Annotated in this window: 12 protein-coding genes and 1 other RNA gene; 3 read left to right on the forward strand and 10 right to left on the reverse strand. The window is 54.5% G+C overall.

Annotated features, from left to right (window positions below; all coding sequences use genetic code 11):
- Positions 1-49 precede the first annotated feature (49 nt).
- From DS901_RS14105 to DS901_RS14140, 8 genes are all read right to left on the reverse strand, one after another.
- The gene (locus tag DS901_RS14105; protein ID WP_113777572.1) at positions 50-583 is read right to left on the reverse strand and encodes a ricin-type beta-trefoil lectin domain protein; all 534 of its coding nucleotides are present in this window, start codon (positions 581-583) and stop codon (positions 50-52) included.
- 64 nt (positions 584-647) lie between these two features.
- Positions 648-1,610, reverse strand: a complete 963-nt coding sequence (locus DS901_RS14110; RefSeq protein ID WP_258546739.1) for a YHYH protein — start codon at positions 1,608-1,610, stop codon at positions 648-650.
- Positions 1,607-2,248, reverse strand: a complete 642-nt coding sequence (locus DS901_RS14115; RefSeq protein WP_113777574.1) for a PEBP family protein — start codon at positions 2,246-2,248, stop codon at positions 1,607-1,609. Before DS901_RS14115 ends, DS901_RS14110 begins: the two co-directional genes overlap by 4 nt.
- Positions 2,249-2,317: 69 nt before the next feature.
- A complete protein-coding gene (locus tag DS901_RS14120) occupies positions 2,318-3,913 on the reverse strand; it encodes an ABC transporter ATP-binding protein (protein WP_113777575.1) in 1,596 nt (531 codons plus the stop codon).
- A complete protein-coding gene (locus DS901_RS14125) occupies positions 3,910-5,079 on the reverse strand; it encodes an ABC transporter permease (protein ID WP_113777576.1) in 1,170 nt (389 codons plus the stop codon). Before DS901_RS14125 ends, DS901_RS14120 begins: the two co-directional genes overlap by 4 nt.
- Positions 5,076-6,155 carry a microcin C ABC transporter permease YejB gene (locus DS901_RS14130; RefSeq protein WP_113777577.1) on the reverse strand — a complete coding sequence of 360 codons (1,080 nt, stop codon included), beginning with the start codon at positions 6,153-6,155 and terminating at the stop codon, positions 5,076-5,078. Before DS901_RS14130 ends, DS901_RS14125 begins: the two co-directional genes overlap by 4 nt.
- A gap of 9 nt (positions 6,156-6,164) precedes the next feature.
- Positions 6,165-8,084, reverse strand: coding sequence for an extracellular solute-binding protein (locus tag DS901_RS14135; protein WP_113777578.1), 1,920 nt, complete (start codon positions 8,082-8,084; stop codon positions 6,165-6,167).
- A 155-nt stretch (positions 8,085-8,239) separates the two neighbouring features.
- Positions 8,240-8,758 carry a c-type cytochrome gene (locus tag DS901_RS14140; protein ID WP_113778038.1) on the reverse strand — a complete coding sequence of 173 codons (519 nt, stop codon included), beginning with the start codon at positions 8,756-8,758 and terminating at the stop codon, positions 8,240-8,242.
- 120 nt (positions 8,759-8,878) lie between these two features.
- Here DS901_RS14140 and DS901_RS14145 point away from each other — a divergent pair, with 120 nt between their 5' ends.
- The gene (locus DS901_RS14145; protein ID WP_113777579.1) at positions 8,879-9,718 is read left to right on the forward strand and encodes a prephenate dehydratase; all 840 of its coding nucleotides are present in this window, start codon (positions 8,879-8,881) and stop codon (positions 9,716-9,718) included.
- Here DS901_RS14145 and DS901_RS14150 read toward each other — a convergent pair whose 3' ends face one another.
- Both DS901_RS14150 and nudC read right to left on the reverse strand, forming a co-directional pair.
- Positions 9,719-10,183: an SRPBCC family protein gene (locus DS901_RS14150; RefSeq protein ID WP_113777580.1), complete on the reverse strand. Its 465-nt coding sequence runs from the start codon at positions 10,181-10,183 to the stop codon at positions 9,719-9,721.
- A gap of 38 nt (positions 10,184-10,221) precedes the next feature.
- On the reverse strand, positions 10,222-11,166 hold the full coding sequence (gene nudC, locus DS901_RS14155) for an NAD(+) diphosphatase (protein ID WP_113777581.1): 945 nt from the start codon (positions 11,164-11,166) through the stop codon (positions 10,222-10,224).
- Positions 11,167-11,274: 108 nt separating this feature from the next.
- Here nudC and ffs point away from each other — a divergent pair.
- Positions 11,275-11,373: signal recognition particle sRNA small type (gene ffs / locus DS901_RS14160), an RNA gene on the forward strand.
- 210 nt (positions 11,374-11,583) lie between these two features.
- Complete coding sequence (rsgA, locus tag DS901_RS14165; protein WP_258546740.1) at positions 11,584-12,615, forward strand: ribosome small subunit-dependent GTPase A; 1,032 nt, start codon at positions 11,584-11,586, stop codon at positions 12,613-12,615.
- Positions 12,616-12,620 lie beyond the last annotated feature (5 nt).

Genomic DNA, 12,620 nt, shown 5'->3' on the forward strand with positions numbered 1-12,620 from the left:
GTCAGATCAGTACGGGCACCGACATGTTTTATGCGGTGCCCGCTTTCGTTTAGTTTGCGGTACGATTGCCCCACATCTGCGACCCGGCAAATGCGTCAGAGCAGACTTCGAGTGTCAGCTCTTTGATTTGGTTTGTATCGCTGCGGCCGTTGCGTGTGTCTTCGCCAGCGGTCAGACACATGTCTGTAGCGCCCGCCACTGTGATAGTGCCTTCGCCCGCAAAGACAAAGCTTTGCAGATCGCTGCCGTCGCATGCGGACAGACCAACAGCTGCGCCAGCCTCGGTAGATGCGACCTCGGCGCAAACATCGAATTCAGGCATGTACAGCGTGCCGTCAGCGAATTGCTCAGAATCAAAGCCTTGGTCGACAAAGATGTCGCCCGAGGGGCTGTAGCACGTGTGTGCTTGCAGCCCGTTGTCTGGATCGGCATCTGCGCCCTGCCCGCCCGAGATATCAACGCAGTAACCGTCTTGGGTGTTATCAAGCAGGTCGATCAGGTTGATTTCCACGGTCTCAGCATGAGCCAGACTCGCGCTCAGTAATAGCGATGCAATGGCGGTAGGGAAAAATAGACGTTTCATGATTGTTTCCTATGATAAGGTGCCGAGAGGTCTGCAGGTTGATATGGCAAGCGTCGCGGCGCATTTATCGGCAGAATTCATCTGCGACAAGTGCCCCGTTATGCGTGATTGTTTTCGTTTCAAAATCGTAGCAACCTTCGGCGGTTGCTGGCCTGTAGCGGATAAAATAGTCTTCTCCGGCATAGCTGTAGTCCATGCTACGCCCGCCTTGTGCATCTTGGGTAAACACAAGGTTTTCCACCCCGCCTTCGGGTGGGCGGCCTGCTTCAACCCCTTTCCCATCCGTGGCAGTCAACGGACTAACACGGGGCAAGCGATCAAAACTTGCGACCTCTCCCATGAGGCATTGAACGATATACGGGGCATCTGCCGAGGTATGATAGCGATATCCGAAGGTGTCATCGGTCTGCCCATTACAAACGTCGAGAACGCCTTGCGCGATCACTGAGCCATCAGGGTTAGTATCGCCATAGATGGGGAAGCCATCAAAACCCCAGCCAATGATCGCATCGGGACCTGCGTTTTCCATCTGCGCAATCATGCACACGGGGGCCGCATGGTAATGGTAATCGTCACCGCGTCCTGCATGTCCGCCGCAAACATCAAGCTGACCCGTCTGGATCGTATCGTGGTGGGCTTGATGATGGGCCAGATCGGCCTGTGTCATCTCTCCGCCACCCGTATAGTCGTAGATCGGCACCCCATTCACCGCAACACCAAGCGCCGCATCGCGTGTCAACGGTGTGTCGCCCAAAACAGGCGCAAGGATAACTGGGGCAGCATAGTCCGCCGGGACAGGCACCTGTTCATTCGTGCCTGTGATTCCTGTCATCAAATCATGATCAGGATAGGTATCTGAGGTAATCAGCGCGTGGCTGTCCGAACATGTTACCGTGACACTGTCATCAAACCCCGCCTCTGCGACCGAGTCCACGACGGCTGTACAATGATCCTCATGGGCGTGTGCAGCGGTTGCAGTGCCGACGGTCAAACACACCGCCGCGACCATGGCGCCAGAGCGGCTCATTCGACTGTCAAACGGCATAGAACCGTGTTGCTTTGTTCAAGATCAGGACCCCAAATAAGTTCAGCCGTGTCATCCCAGCTGATTTCATCATAGCCCATTTTGGGATCGACAGCGCTTTCGCTAAACACATCGGCCTGGGGCCAATCGCTTGCATCAAATCCAGCAAGGTCCCAACCATCTGGTTCATCCGAGGCTTCAAATCCACAAATGCCTTCGCCAGCAACGGGATTTTCTTCGCTCTCGCAGGATTTATCAAGCGGGGCAGTATGGATCACGAGACATTGCCAAGAGGCGTCACTGACCACAACCGTGTCGCCCGCCGCATCCATGATCTGAACGATAACACCGCCGTCACCCATTTGTTGACGACGGGTCCCGATGTACTCAAGCCCGGTGTCATTTTCTTTGAAATCCTTCGCGACCAAACCAATCGTGAATGGGCGTTCGGCTTCAAAAGTAAAACTCTCGGCGTTGAACGAACGTTCGGTGGTGATCGGAACGCTGTCTTCGGCGACTTGCACACCATCAATCCGCATCTCAAACCAATTGTCGGCCCAGACATCTGCGCTGTAAGGTTCCGCGAAAAGTGCCCCGCTCGATAACGGGATCAAAGCGACGGAATAAACGAATTTGCGCATAGCGGGCTCCTTTTGAGTAATACCTTCCCTCTTTAACGCGAAAACCGCGATTTTCCGACGCAATATCTTTCAGACGACCTTTCTTTCGAACGCTGCCGCCATCAGCGCACGGGTGTAATCGGTTTGCGGGTTTTCAAAGATCGCTTGCGCATCACCCGCCTCAACCACATCGCCTTGTTTCATCACTATAACTTTGTGAGACAAGGCGCGCACAACCTTAAGATCGTGGCTGATAAACAGATAAGCCAACCCGTATTTTTGCTGCAAGTCCCGCAGCAACTGCACGATTTGCACCTGAACGGTCATGTCCAAAGCGCTGGTCGGTTCGTCAAGGATCAGTAGTTTTGGGCGTAATATCATTGCGCGGGCAATCGCGATACGTTGGCGTTGGCCGCCGGAAAATTCATGCGGGTAACGGTCCATCGTGGCCGGATCAAGTCCGACCTCTTGCATGATCTCATGGACCATATCGCGCCGGTCCCGCCCCGGATCGACGCCATGTACACCCAGACCTTCGGCGATGATTTCGGCCACGGTCATGCGCGGACTTAACGAACCATATGGGTCCTGAAACACGATCTGCATATCGCTGCGCAGTGGGCGCATCTGTTTCGGGCTGTAGCCGTGAATATCTTTGCCTTGGAACGCGATTCGTCCTTCTGAACGGATGAGCCGCATCGCGGCCAGCGCAAGCGTTGTCTTGCCTGATCCACTTTCGCCGACAACACCCATGGTTTCACCCGCTCGGATACGCAGCGTCGCAGCATTCACCGCTTTGATATGCCCCACCGTGCGCCGCAAAAGTCCAGCGTGGATCGGGAACCAAATTCGGGTTTCGTCCGCCTCCAATACAACGGGTGCGCCTTCAGGCACTGGCACGGGGTGGCCCGTCGATTCCGCCGCCAAAAGCGATCGCGTATAAGGGTGTTGCGGGTTTGAAAAAATCTCGACGGCTGGACCTGTTTCGACAATTTCACCGTCTTTCATCACACAGACCCGGTCCGCGATTTTACGCACAATTGTCAGATCATGGGTGATGAACAGCATCGACATGCCCGCGCCGCTTTTCAGCTCTGCCAGCAGTTCCAAAATTTGCGCCTGAATGGTGACATCAAGTGCGGTGGTTGGTTCGTCCGCGATCAACAAATCGGGCCCATTCGCCAGTGCCATCGCGATCATCACGCGCTGGCGCTGCCCGCCCGACAATTGATGCGGATAGGCATTCAACCGGCTTTCAGCGTCGCGGATACCCACCCGATCCAACAGTTCCAGAATACGTGTTCGGACAGCCGGGCCGCGAATGCCCTGGTGCAGTTCAATGCTTTCGCCCAGTTGTTTTTCCAGCGTGTGCAACGGGTTGAGCGAGGTCATCGGTTCTTGGAAGATAAAGCTGATGTCGTTACCGCGCACGGCCCGCACCGCGCGTTCATCCGCGCCGACCATTTCTTCGCCCGCGTATTTGATGGATCCAGCCATCATCGCGCTTTCGTCCAGCAACTGCACCGTCGACAAGGCGGTTACCGATTTACCTGACCCAGACTCACCGACAAGGGCGACTGTTTCGCCTTTGTGAACTTGAAACGACACACCACGCACGGCATGGGTCACGCCGCCGTCCTGACGGAAGGCCACGCGCAGGTTGCGCACATCTAAAACCGTGTTCATTGTGCGGCCCCGCTATCATTTCCAAACGGCAGATCCGCCGTATCGACCTTGCCATCTGCGACAAAGGTTTTGCGCGGATCAAACGCATCGCGGACGCCTTCAAAGATAAACACCAGCAACGACAACATAATCGCAAAGGTAAAGAAGGCGGTGAACCCCAGCCAAGGGGCTTGCAGGTTTTGTTTTGCTTGCAATGTCATTTCGCCCAAGGACGGTGCAGAGGACGGCAAGCCGAAGCCAAGAAAATCAAGTGACGCCAAAGTCGCAATCGCGCCCGTCACCAAAAACGGTAGCATTGTCACAGTCGCGACCATCGCGTTTGGCAGCATATGGCGGAACATGATTGTCCGGTCGCGCACGCCCAAAGCTTTGGCCGCGCGGACGTATTCAAGGTTACGCGCGCGCAAAAATTCGGCGCGGACCACACCGACCAATGACGGCCACCCGAACAGCACAGTCAAGAACACAAGCAACCAAAAACTGCGTCCCAAAATCGCAAACACGATGATGATGACATAAAGCGACGGTGTTCCGGTCCAAATTTCGATAAACCGTTGAAAAATAAGGTCTGTCCAGCCGCCAAAATATCCTTGTACGGCCCCCGCCAAAATACCCAAGACGGATGATGCGATTGTGACCATCAGGGCAAAGGCAATCGATAGCCGGAACCCATAGATGACCCGCGCCACGACATCACGTTTGGTGTCATCGGTACCAAGCCAATTGTCCGCACTTGGCGGTGCGGGGGCGACACCAGAGACATCCACAATGGTGTCGTAGGAATAGCGGATTGGCGGCCAGATCATCCAGCCCTTTGCAAAATCGCCTTCAATTGTGTCACCGTTTGCCACCGCATCGATCAACGCCTCTGGTGTGTCGAAACAGGTGTCCAGCCCGCCCGTGACAATCAAACATTCAACCTCGGCGTCCTTATAGGCGGCTTCGGTCGGGAAATCGCCGCCGAAATCACGCTCGGAATAGAAGTTGAAAATCGGCATATGCAATTCGCCGCGATAGCTGACCACGATGGGTTTATCATTGGCGACAAATTCAGCCATCAATGACACACCAAATAAAACACTAAAGATGATCAACGACCAAACTGCGCGGCGGTTACGTTTGAAATTACGCCAACGGCGTTGGTTCAGGGGGGATAACATCTTCATCCGCGGGCCTCAAAATCGATCCGAGGGTCGACAAATACATAAGTCAAATCGGTGATGATCCCGACGACTAACCCGATCAGGGAAAAGGCAAACAACGTCCCAAACACCACTGGATAGTCGCGCGCAACGGCTGCTTCAAAGCCGAGTCGCCCTAGCCCATCCAACGAAAACAGTGTTTCGATGATCAGCGAACCGCCAAAGAACACACCGATAAACAGCGCAGGAAACCCGGAAATCACGATCAACATCGCGTTGCGGAAAACGTGACCATAAAGGATTTTACGCTCTGACAGCCCTTTGGCTTTAGCGGTGACGACGTATTGTTTTTTGATCTCGTCCAAAAAACTGTTTTTAGTGAGCAAAGTCAGCGTCGCAAAGGCCGCAATGGTCGAGGCGAACACCGGCAAAGCAATGTGCCACAGATAATCGATCACTTTGCCGATCAGACTAAGCTGGTCAAAATCATTTGATGTCAGACCGCGCAGCGGAAACAGCCGCCAGTAAGACCCGCCAGCAAACAGCACGACCAATAGGATCGCAAACAAGAAACCGGGAATGGCATAGCCGATGATGATCGCGCCAGATGTCCAAGTGTCAAAGGCTGAACCATCGCGCACCGCTTTTTTGATACCCAGCGGGATCGACACGAAATAGGCGATCAACGTCGACCAAAGCCCCAGCGTGATCGAGACTGGCATCTTTTCCATCACCAAATCAAACACGCTGATCGACCGGAAATAGCTTTCGCCGAAATCAAAGCGCATATAGTTCCAGATCATGTTCAGGAACCGTTCCAACGGTGGTTTATCAAAGCCAAATTCGCGCTCAAGTTCGGCGATAAATTCGGGCGGTAACCCGCGTCCGCCGACATATTCGCTTTCCGCCTCGCCGCCAAAATCAGCGTCGCCCCCCCCGCCCGCGATGCCCTCAAAAACATCGCCGTTGCCTTCGAGGTTGGCAAGGATTTGCTCAATCGGCCCACCAGGGACAAATTGGATTAAGGCAAAGTTGACGATCATAATGCCCAGCAACGTGGGAATGATCAGCAAAAGCCGTCGAAGGATATACGCGCCCATGTCTATGAACTACTGAAACGCGCCAGCCGCGGCAAGCGCATCTGCTTTGTCTTGGTTGATCCACCAGTAATCCAGATAGCCAAGGCCGAATTCGGGCAGGTTTTCGGGGTGCTCGTACATGTCGTAATACGCGACCCAGTTTTTGCCTAAATACCATGTCGGCACGATGAAATATTCATAGCGCATAACCCGATCAATCGCACGAACGGCCGCAGACATTTCTTCGTAATCCTCGGCCCCGGTGACAAATTTTGCTAATTCTTCAAAGGCTTCTGAACAGTACCCCGCCGGATTAAAAACATCATCCTTATCGTCACAGCCGAATTTCTGTTCGATACCCCGGCCTTCGACAAGACCGTTCACATAGTAGCCGAACATCATGTCGAAATCGTTTTCTTGCGTGCGGGCTTGGTATTGTGAGGGATCAACCCGGTTGTATGTGATATTCACCCCAAGCCGTTGCAGGTTTTCGATATAGGGATTGATGATCCGGTCAAAGCTTTGGCGCGTTTCCAAAAATTCGATGTCGAGCGTATCGCCATTTGCATCCCGCAGCAGCCCATCATCGCCAGACGTGAACCCGGCCGCTTCCATCAACACAAGCGCCTGACGCAGGTTGTTGCGGTCCAATGCGCGTGTGCCGCTTTCGTGTGGCAGTAAAGCATCTTGGGTGAAAATCTCTGTTGGAAGAAATTCGCGCACCGTTTCCAGCATTTCCAATTCGCGCCCTTCGGGGAGGCCAGCCGCCTTAAGCCGGTCGTTTTCCCAAAAGCTTTCGCGCTGCTGGAAAAGCCCGTATTGCAAATTGGTGTTGGTCCAGTTGAAATTAAACATCAGCCCCAACGCCCGGCGGACATTGCGGTCTTGGAGCTTTTCGCGGCGCAAGTTGAAGACAAATCCAGTGGCTGCGGGCAACGTCCCGTCATCAAGCGTATCCCGAACAACCCACCCATTGTCGATTGCCGGGAATTCATAAGAGGTCGCCCAGTTCAACGAACTATTTTCGCGGCGGAACGTGAATTCACCCGCCTTAAAAGCCTCAAACGCGGCCGAGGTATCAGCGAAATATTCAATTCGGATCGAATCGTAATTGCCACGGCCGACATTGATTGGCACGTCTTGCCCCCAATAGTCAGGATTGCGCACATAGGTCAGCTGACGTCCGGGGTCGATTGTGCCAACCATATATTCGCCCGTTCCCGGCGATGTTTCCATCCGTGCCTCGTCCAGACGCGCGCCAGTTTCTTCGAACCAAGTCTTAGACATCACAATTTGGCTGGCCATTTGCGACACACGCCCAACTTCGGGCGCGTCTTCCGCAAAGGTGAATTTCACCGTGTAATCATCAATCGCTTCATAGGCTTCGACAAGTTGCACAATCCCCGCGCGGTAGGATGGTGTTGCCTGTTCGCGCAATAATTCATGGGTATAGATCACATCATGCGCAGTCATCGGCGTGCCATCCGAGAATGTCACATCATCACGCAGGTGGAAAATGACCCAAGACTGATCTTCGGGATATTCCAGCGTCGTGCACAGCAGGCAATATTCTGAACCGATCTCATCATCGGTGCCCGTCATGATCCGTTCGTACATCATCGACGACATCGCACCCGGAGAGCCGCTCAGCGTTGCGAACGGGTTCATGTTATCGAACGTGCCGCTGGCTGAAATACTGACCTCGCCGCCGATAGGCGCATTAGGGTTCACATAGTCGAGATGCCTGAAATCAGCCGCGTATTTTAGCGTGCCGTATTCGTTGTACCCATGGCTTTGGATGACCGTATCGTGACTTTCGGCGCGCAAGGTATGCGCACAAAACACCGTCGCAAGCCCGACAATACCGCCAGCAAGCAACCGCGCGAACGGTGCGGATTCATCTGCGGGTTTCAAGGCAATAGCCTTTGCTTGGGTGCGGTTTGGCATCATTGTCTCCGATAGCGATCAGTTGCTGCAAGGCTACGTGACACTTCGGTAAACATTCAAGTTGAGATTACGTGATCAAGCCGTGTTCAACAGTATTTCCAAACAAAAAGGCCACCCCAAGCTGGGGCGGCCTCTGTATTGTGCATTCTCAAACAGGATCAGTCGTCAAGACTATCGAGATAAGCGATCAGGTTTGCCCGATCTTCTATCTTGCGCACACCGTTAAAGTTCATCGCAGTGCCTGGTGCATAGTTACCTGGGGCTTCGAGGAAACCGTTCAGGTGCTCTGCGTCCCACACATCCGCCACGGCAACGAGCGAGCCGGAATAACCAAACCCATCTTCAGACCCAACTGCGCGACCAACAACACCGTAAAGCGATGGGCCGATGCCGTGGTCACCAGGCTCTACAGAGTGGCAAGCTTTACAAGGGCGAAACTCACCTTCGCCATCAGCGGCACTTGCGGTTGCCATAACTTCTGCGAAATCAATTTCTACAACAACTTCTTCAACGGCATTCCCGTCGTCGACTTCGATCACATAGGCTTGCTCGTGGTGGTCGCCATGACCTCCGCCGCCTGCGTAAATCAAATCAGCCGCCCAGCCGCCCAGCAAGAATACAAGAAACGTCCCGCAAAGGCCGCCGATTACTTTCGTCAAAGTCATTGTGTCGAACATGTCGCGTTCCATTCAGTTCACAGATTTATCGCTATCTATCCGCTTCCCATACCCGGTTGCAAGGTATACTGCCGCGACCAATCGCCCATTTTTGAACTCTGTCGTCGGGAGGGGACGCATATGACCCAAAAAATCGCATTCCAAGGCGAGCTTGGCGCCTATGGCCACCAAGCCTGTGCAGATTCCCGCCCCGATTTTGAACCGCTGCCCTGCCCCACCTTCGAAGACGCGATTGAGGCTGTGCGCAGTGGCACGGCCGATCTTGGCATGATTGCTGTTGAAAATTCCACCTATGGTCGGGTTGCTGACGTGCATTCGCTTTTGCCTGAAAGCGGTTTACATATTGTTGATGAAACCTTTGTCCGCGTCCATGTGAACCTCTTGGGTAAAAAAGCAGCCAAACTATCGGACATCAAAGAAGCGCACGGGCATCCGGTTATTTTGCCGCAGTGCGGGGTTTTCTTGCGTGAAAATGACATTATCGGTCATACGAGCACCGACAATGCCCGCGCCGCCCGCGAAGTCGCCGAAGGCGATGACATCACGGTAGCAGCGCTCGCGTCTGAATTGGCCGCAGAAATCTATGATCTCAAGGTCGTCGCCCGCCACATCGAAGATCATGACCGTAATACAACGCGCTTCTTAATCATGGCGCGTGAACCTGATGTCAGCCGCCGCGGCAAATACGGTATGGTTATCAGCTTTGTTTTCCGCGTCCGTAACATTCCCGCGGCACTATATAAGGCGATGGGTGGCTTTGCGACCAATGGGGTCAACATGACCAAGCTCGAAAGCTATATGGTCGATGGAACCTTTACCGCAACGCAGTTCTACGCCGAAATCGAAGGGCATACTGACGACCACAATGTCCAACTTGCGCTCGAAGAGCTGGACTATTTCACAGATAAGCTGCACGTGATGGGTGTTTATCCGGCCGCTGCACGGCGGCACGAAAAATAGTTATTGCCCCTTGCGGTAAGCGTCTTCGATTTCCTCAGAAAATTCAAGGACACGCGCCCGAAACCGTTTGGAAAGCTTGGCCTTAGCCAGCTTCATTGATTGCAGAATTAGCCGTGAGGTCATTGATTTTGCGCGCAAATCCAACCCAACGATGATCCGCGTACGTGTCGGGGAAAGCGCGACAAGCTCTACCTCTGTGGTGAACGACATCCCATCTGACGCGCCCAAAACCTGATAGAAATTTGGGTCATCAAGCGTGGCCAATGTCGCATCAAGCGCACGGTTTCGGCCCCGGAATTTGAACGCAATCTGCCATTGTGACCCAGGTTTGACCGGCCCATCGTCATCCCGCGTGACCTGCACACCGTGCCGCAACGCGCGCCGCTCAAACGCCACAAAATCGCTGACACGCGCAAACGTATCGGCGATCGGGACTTCGATATCCTCGCGTGTGCTAAATTTCATCTACCGCTCCTTTTTGGGACCGTGTTAGACTAGTTTGGTTAATCAAATCGATCCGCCAACCAATTTTCTAGCAAAAAATGTGCAATTGCGCCTTTGCGGGCGGGCAGGATTTCAGGGTGCTGCCCAGCAAATATCTGTGCAACCTCTTCACGGGTCACCCAGCGCGCATCTTCGATCTCGGACGGATCGATGGTAATCTTTGTACTGGTGGCATCGCCCGCGCAGCCAAACATCAAAGACGCGGGAAACGGCCAAGGTTGGCTGGCCAAATACAGCACTTCACCAACGCTCACCCCTGCTTCTTCAAGCACTTCGCGACGCACGGCGGCTTCAATTGTCTCGCCGGGTTCGACAAAGCCTGCGAGCAAAGAATACATACCCTCGGGCCAGCCCGGTGACCGCCCCAACAAGACAGAATTCCCATGCGTAATCAGCATGATCACAACCGGGTCTGTGCGCGGAAAATGATGCCCGCCGCAAGCTGGACAATCGCGCTGCCAACCGCCCATCGCCATTTGGCTTTCATGACCACATATTGCACAAAACCGGTGGGATTTGTGCCAACCGAACACGGCACGCGCGGTGGCGGCCAATTCAGCATCACGCGGGTTCAGCCGCGTCATGATCGCCCGCAGTTCAACAAACTGCGCGTCGCTTACCGCCGGGTGTTCCTGCTGCGTGGCATCAAGAAAACTGTCCAGTGATTCGCCGCCGTAAGCCTGCGGGGTCCACGCCGACAGGTCCGCAGCAAAGGTCGGGCCCGTTTCTTGACCCAAAAAAATCATATCTGGGCTTGCATCCGCTAAGATCGGATGGCCGGGCGATACACGGATCAGCGCGCCGTCGTACACCAGCGGTTTGCCGCGCCAAAGAAGAATGAACTGCGCATCATTTTGCTGCGCGAGCGCGATGGCCTGCACACGCAGCTGCGCTGCGCGGTCAAGCCCGGACCCTCCGAATGTCACTGTCTCTGCAATTCTCATGCCCCTGAAATGGCATGTGCACCCAGAAAGTTCAAACGCTTCTGTCGAACAGCCCGCTTTGCCACGCTGACCGCTTGCACTGCCCGCCCTTGCGCCCTATATGGAAAGAGAGAGGTTGGCGCGGGCGAGTGCCTCGCCAACCTGGTCAGGTCCGGAAGGAAGCAGCCACAACGAGCCCCACTTGGGTCGATGTCCAACCTCTCACCTCAGTGATTTTGCGCAAGTAAAATCACGTCACGCGACAGAGCAAAATCATTTGGCTGTGTCGCAACGCTATGAGCCACAAGGAGGACAATTATGTTTGTGTTATCGTCCCTCCCGGTTTGGGTGCGCTGAAGATATTCCGTTCCCTCGTCCGGTTCCCGCTGATAGCCTATGCCTATCAGCCAACGCATTGCCTTTGACGAGGACATTCCATTGACAGACCTTACCCGCGACGCCCTTGGCTGGTCGCCCTTCTTTATGTCTCAGCTTGAAATAGACGAGCTTGAAACCCTTACACCCGCCCGTATTGCCACCGTTCACAGAGACCGCGTTGTCGGATTTTCCGAGATAGGAAGCCTTGAACTGACGCTTGATCCACAAATCACAACCGCCGCAGTGGCGGTGGGTGATTGGGCGCTCGCCGCCCCCGCCCAACATCGCCTGATCCGCGTGCTAGAGCGTAAGACTGAACTGTCACGCAGCACCGAATTCCACACCGGCGACAAACAATTGATCGCTGCCAACCTCGACACGTTATTCATAACAAGTTCGTGCAACAATGATTTCAACGTGGCACGGCTAGAACGCTATCTCGCGTTGGCGCATGACGCGATGGTGACGCCTGTGATATTGCTTACCAAAGCGGATCAATGCGATGATCCTGACGCCTACATTGATCAGGCGCGTGCCTTAGGGCGTGGGCTAGAGGTGATCGCGCTTGATGCGAAAACGCAAGACGTCGCCGCGATACTCGCGCCTTGGTGCGGCAAGGGGCAAACTGTTGCGCTGGCTGGATCGTCGGGTGTCGGCAAGACTACTGTGGCGAATGCGCTCACAGGTGGGCAGGCCGCGACCCAAGGTATTCGCGAAGATGACGCACGCGGGCGACATACCACCACGGGGCGGTCGCTTCATGCGATTCCCTTAGGTGGTTGGCTCATCGATACGCCGGGGATGCGCGGGTTGGGATTGGCCGAAGCCGCCTTTGGCATCGATGCGACATTCCCCGAAATCTCGGAACTTGTGACCCAATGCAAATTCCGCGATTGCGCGCATGAAAGTGAGCCGGGCTGCGCCGTTCAGGCGGCCATTGCGGCGGGGGATATCGACCCCGAACGCCTGCGTCGGTTTAAGAAGCTCAAGCGTGAAAACACCCATGCGACCGAAACAATCGCGCAATCGCGCGAGCGGGCCAAGAAATTCGCAAAGGGTGTAAAGCGGGCAATTAAGAAAAAGGGGCGCTGATCGGC

It is taken from the genome of Loktanella sp. D2R18, from assembly GCF_003318235.1.
Lineage (GTDB): Bacteria > Pseudomonadota > Alphaproteobacteria > Rhodobacterales > Rhodobacteraceae > Yoonia.

Bases quoted from the DNA above. Each gene is read 5' to 3' on its own strand.
- DS901_RS14115 (WP_113777574.1), bottom strand. From the start codon at position 2,248: ATGCGCAAATTCGTTTATTCCGTCGCTTTGATCCCGTTATCGAGCGGG.
- nudC (WP_113777581.1), bottom strand. From the start codon at position 11,166: ATGAGAATTGCAGAGACAGTGACATTCGGAGGGTCCGGGCTTGACCGC.
- DS901_RS14145 (WP_113777579.1), top strand. From the start codon at position 8,879: ATGACCCAAAAAATCGCATTCCAAGGCGAGCTTGGCGCCTATGGCCAC.
- DS901_RS14120 (WP_113777575.1), bottom strand. From the start codon at position 3,913: ATGAACACGGTTTTAGATGTGCGCAACCTGCGCGTGGCCTTCCGTCAG.
- DS901_RS14150 (WP_113777580.1), bottom strand. From the start codon at position 10,183: ATGAAATTTAGCACACGCGAGGATATCGAAGTCCCGATCGCCGATACG.
- DS901_RS14130 (WP_113777577.1), bottom strand. From the start codon at position 6,155: ATGGGCGCGTATATCCTTCGACGGCTTTTGCTGATCATTCCCACGTTG.
- DS901_RS14135 (WP_113777578.1), bottom strand. From the start codon at position 8,084: ATGATGCCAAACCGCACCCAAGCAAAGGCTATTGCCTTGAAACCCGCA.
- DS901_RS14105 (WP_113777572.1), bottom strand. From the start codon at position 583: ATGAAACGTCTATTTTTCCCTACCGCCATTGCATCGCTATTACTGAGC.
- DS901_RS14140 (WP_113778038.1), bottom strand. From the start codon at position 8,758: ATGTTCGACACAATGACTTTGACGAAAGTAATCGGCGGCCTTTGCGGG.
- DS901_RS14125 (WP_113777576.1), bottom strand. From the start codon at position 5,079: ATGAAGATGTTATCCCCCCTGAACCAACGCCGTTGGCGTAATTTCAAA.
- DS901_RS14110 (WP_258546739.1), bottom strand. From the start codon at position 1,610: ATGAGCCGCTCTGGCGCCATGGTCGCGGCGGTGTGTTTGACCGTCGGC.